The organism is Candidatus Aminicenantes bacterium, from assembly GCA_026393795.1.
GTDB lineage: Bacteria > Acidobacteriota > Aminicenantia > UBA2199 > UBA2199 > UBA2199.
Map to the genome: position 1 here is coordinate 1 of JAPKZL010000150.1, position 3,652 is coordinate 3,652.

At 63.6% G+C, this 3,652-nt stretch carries 3 protein-coding genes and 2 pseudogenes; all 5 read left to right on the top strand.

All coding sequences use genetic code 11. The features are described 5' to 3' along the window. Positions 1–195, top strand: a 195-nt coding sequence (locus NTW95_07005) for a sulfurtransferase TusA family protein (GenBank protein ID MCX6557163.1), incomplete at its 5' end; no start/stop codon positions are given. Between the two features lie 208 nt (positions 196–403). After that, entirely contained in the window at positions 404–700 is a 297-nt protein-coding gene (locus tag NTW95_07010) for a metalloregulator ArsR/SmtB family transcription factor (protein MCX6557164.1), read from the top strand. After that, the gene (locus tag NTW95_07015) at positions 693–1,103 is read left to right on the top strand and encodes a hydrogenase iron-sulfur subunit (protein ID MCX6557165.1); all 411 of its coding nucleotides are present in this window, start codon (positions 693–695) and stop codon (positions 1,101–1,103) included. The genes NTW95_07010 and NTW95_07015 overlap by 8 nt, the downstream gene beginning before the upstream one ends. A gap of 43 nt (positions 1,104–1,146) precedes the next feature. Next, a pseudogene (locus tag NTW95_07020) lies at positions 1,147–1,737 on the top strand (glutamate synthase). Positions 1,738–1,848: 111 nt separating this feature from the next. Continuing rightward, positions 1,849–2,658 (top strand): annotated as a pseudogene (locus tag NTW95_07025) (FAD-dependent oxidoreductase). Positions 2,659–3,652 lie beyond the last annotated feature (994 nt).

Here is a 3,652-nt window from a genome sequence, read left to right on the forward strand (position 1 = left end):
GCCTGCCCGGGGCCGCTGCTGGAAGCCAAGAAGGCCATCACCGCCATCGCCGTCGGCGCTGTCATGGAAGTGCTTTCTTCGGACGAGGGGACGAACAATGACATCCCCCTTTGGTCGAAGAAGATGCAGTACGAGTTCCTGGGCGTGGTCGAGGACGCCGGTTTCTGGCGCCTCTTCGTAAAAAAGTCCAAATAGCGTAGGGGCAGGGCGTGCAGCTCAAACCATCCACCGACTTTGGTGGATAGGTTTGTCTACCATCACTATGTTTTCAGCCAACTTGGATTGCCGTTGAAAACATCGAGTGATGGTATACTTTCACTAGATGATTTCAACAATTTAAAGACCTGTTGAAATCATAGTGAAAGTATGTCCCAGAATGGGGCCCTGCCCTTCTGGTTTCACCATGCCGAACACGATCGAAGCCAAGAAACGCTGCGCTCGGGTGGCGGCCATCCTGAAAAACCTGGCCCACCCCCAGCGCCTGTTCCTCCTCTGCTGCCTGGCCAAGGGCGAAACATCGGTGAGCGAACTTCTGCGCCAGAGCGGCGCCTCGCAGTCGCTCATCTCGCAGCACCTGACGCGCATGCGCCGCGAGGGGCTGGTGCAGGCGCGGCGGGAGGGCAACTTCGTCCTGTACCGGATCGTTGACCCGAAATTGTCGGCCTTGATCCAAACCATGGAGAAGACGTTCAATGAGTGAATTCAAGCCCAGGATCCTCGTGTTTTCCACCGACAATGTCTCCGACCCGGGCATCGACCTGGCCGGCCGCAACAAGATGCACTACCCGGCGCAGGTCTTCGTGGTGACCCTCCCCTGCTCGAGCGCCATCAAGCCGCGCTGGATATTCCACGCCCTGGAACATGGCTTCGACGGCGTCTTCATCGCCGCCGACGGCAGCGACTGCTCCTACATCCCCGACTGCACCAAGCGCACCGCCGCCACCGTCGCCGTTGCGCAGGGGTTGCTCAGGGAGAAGGCCCTGGAACCGGCGCGGGTCAAGATGGCGGCGATCTGTTCGGTCTGCGCCGAGTCGTTCCAGAAGCACATGGTCACGTTCAGCGAAGCGCTGCGCAAGCTGGGGCCGACGGCCAAAGGAAATTGACATGGACTACGACGTCATGGTCGTCGGCGCCGGCATCGCCGGCATGGAAGCGGCGGTAAGCCTGGGCGACATGGGCTACAAGGTGCTGCTGGTCGAGAAGGAGCCAAGCATCGGCGGCAAGATGATTTTGCTCAGCAAGGTCTTCCCCACCCTGGACTGCGCCAGCTGCATCTCCACTCCCAAGATGGCGCTCTCGGCCAGCCATGCCAACATCGACCTGCGCGTCTTCAGCGAGGTGAAGGAGATCCGCCGCGATGGCAACGGAGGCTTCAAGGTCAAAGTGGTCAGGAAGCCGGCCTTTGTCGACTTTGCCAAATGCACCGGCTGCCAGGATTGCGAAAAGGCGTGCACGGTCACCGTCCCCGACGAATACAACGAGGGGCTGGTCTCGCGCCGGGTCGCCCACATCGCCTTCCCCCAGGCCGTGCCTAAAAAGGCGGTACTCGACCGCGCCGGCACCTCGCCCTGCACCTATGCCTGCCCGGCCGGCATCAAGGCCAACGGCTACATCTCCCTGATCCGCCAGGGCGAGTTCGAAAAGGCGTTCAACCTGGTGTTGGAAGACGCCCCGCTGGTCGGCACCCTGGGCCGCGCCTGCTATGCCCCCTGCCAAAAGGAATGCACCCGCGAGGAAATCGGCGACGCCCCGCACATCCGCCTTCTCAAGCGTTTCGTCGCCGACTGGTACTATACCCGCCACGCCGAACCCGAGTACGGTCCGGCTGAAAAACGAATGGAAAAAAAGGTGGCCGTCATCGGCTCCGGTCCGGCCGGATTGAGTGCGGCTTATTTTCTGGCCCGCAAGGGATACCCGGTCACCATCTTCGACGCCGGCCCCGAGCCGGGCGGCATGCTGCGCTCCAGCCTGCCTGAATACCGCCCGCCCAAGGACGTGGTCGACCGCGACATCCGCAACGTCACCGCGCTCGGTGTCGAGATCCGCACCGGCGCGCGCATCGACTCTCTGGCTGCTCTGCGACAGGAGGGATTCGCCGCCGTGCTGGTGGCCATAGGCACGCCAAAGCCGAAGAAGCTCATGGTCCCGGGCGAAGACCTACCCAGCGTGCTCAGCGGCATCGAATTCCTGGCCGAGGTCCTCTGCGGACAGAAGCTCGATTTGCGCGGCCAGCGGGTCGTGGTCGTCGGTGGCGGCAATGTGGCAGTTGACGCCGCCCGCACAGCGCTGCGCCTGGGTGCGGCCAAGGTCGTCATACAGTACCGCCGCACCCGCGCCGAGATGCCGGCTTCGCTCGAAGAACTTACCGCCGCTGAGGCTGAAGGGATTGAGCTCTCCCTGCTCAGCAATCCCGTCGCTTTCGACGGCAAGGAAGGGCGCCTGCGGCGCGTGCGCAGCGTGCGCATGAAGCCGGTCGAGGCCGACGTTGACGGCCGGCGCCGCACCATCCCTATCCCCGGGTCCGAATCCACGGCCGAGTTCGACCTGGCCATCGTCGCAGTCGGTTTGAGCGCCGAGGCGGCGGAACTGCGCAAGGAGCTTCGTCTCAATCGCGATGGGACCCTGTGGGCTGATGCGCGCACTCTGCAGACGGACCAGCCCTGGCTCTTCGCCGCCGGCGACGCCGTGACCGGGCCGGCGATGATCGTGCAGGCCATCGGCTTGGGCAAGCAGGCCGCCTTTTTCATGGACCGCTGGTTGCGCGATGAGCCCTTGGAAGGTGTCGAGTTCGCCCCCAAGCTCCCGGTCGTCAACAAGCAGGAAGTTCTGGCCCGGCAGGTTGAATACCCCGGCCGCTCGGTTGAAAAGGGCGAACGCCACCCACAAGAACGCATCCAGGACTTCGCTGAAGTGGAATTACCCTTCAGTGAAGATGAAGCCGCGGCCAGCGCCGCCAACTGCCTCAACTGCGGCATCTGCAGCGAGTGCCAGCAGTGCCGCATCGTCTGCCCGGCCGACGCCATCGACTTCGACCAGCGCGAAAAGGTGGACGAATACGCTGTCCGCTCCGTCGTCGTGGCCACCGGCTTCCGCCTCTTCCCGGCCGAGCTCATGGAAAACTACGGCTTCGGCAAGTATGCCAACGTGATCACCGCCATGCAGATGGACCGCCTGGTCGCCCCGACCCGCCCCTACAACTACGTGCTGCGCCCCGGCGACGGCAAGACGCCAGCGAACATCGCCTACGTCTTCTGCACCGGCTCGCGCGACCGCAGCAAGGACAACCCCATCTGTTCGCGCGTCTGCTGCATGTACTCGCTCAAGCAGGCGCAGCTCCTGCTCGGGGCGCTGCCGGTGGCCGACGTCACCATCTACAACATCGACATCCGCGCCTTCGGCAAGGGCTACGACGAATTCTATGAGCAGACCAGGGCCATGGGGGTGCGCTTCGTCAAGGGCAAGATCGCCAGGATCACGGAAAAGGAAGGCGGCAGCCTGCTGGTACGCTACGAGGACATCGACAACAACGGCACGGTGCGGGAGGCCGAGCACGACCTGGTCGTCCTCTCGGTGGGCCTCGTGGCCCACGACGAGTGCCGGCGGCTTTGTACCGACGCCGAACTGGCCGTCGTCGAGACGCTCTTCGTCGCCC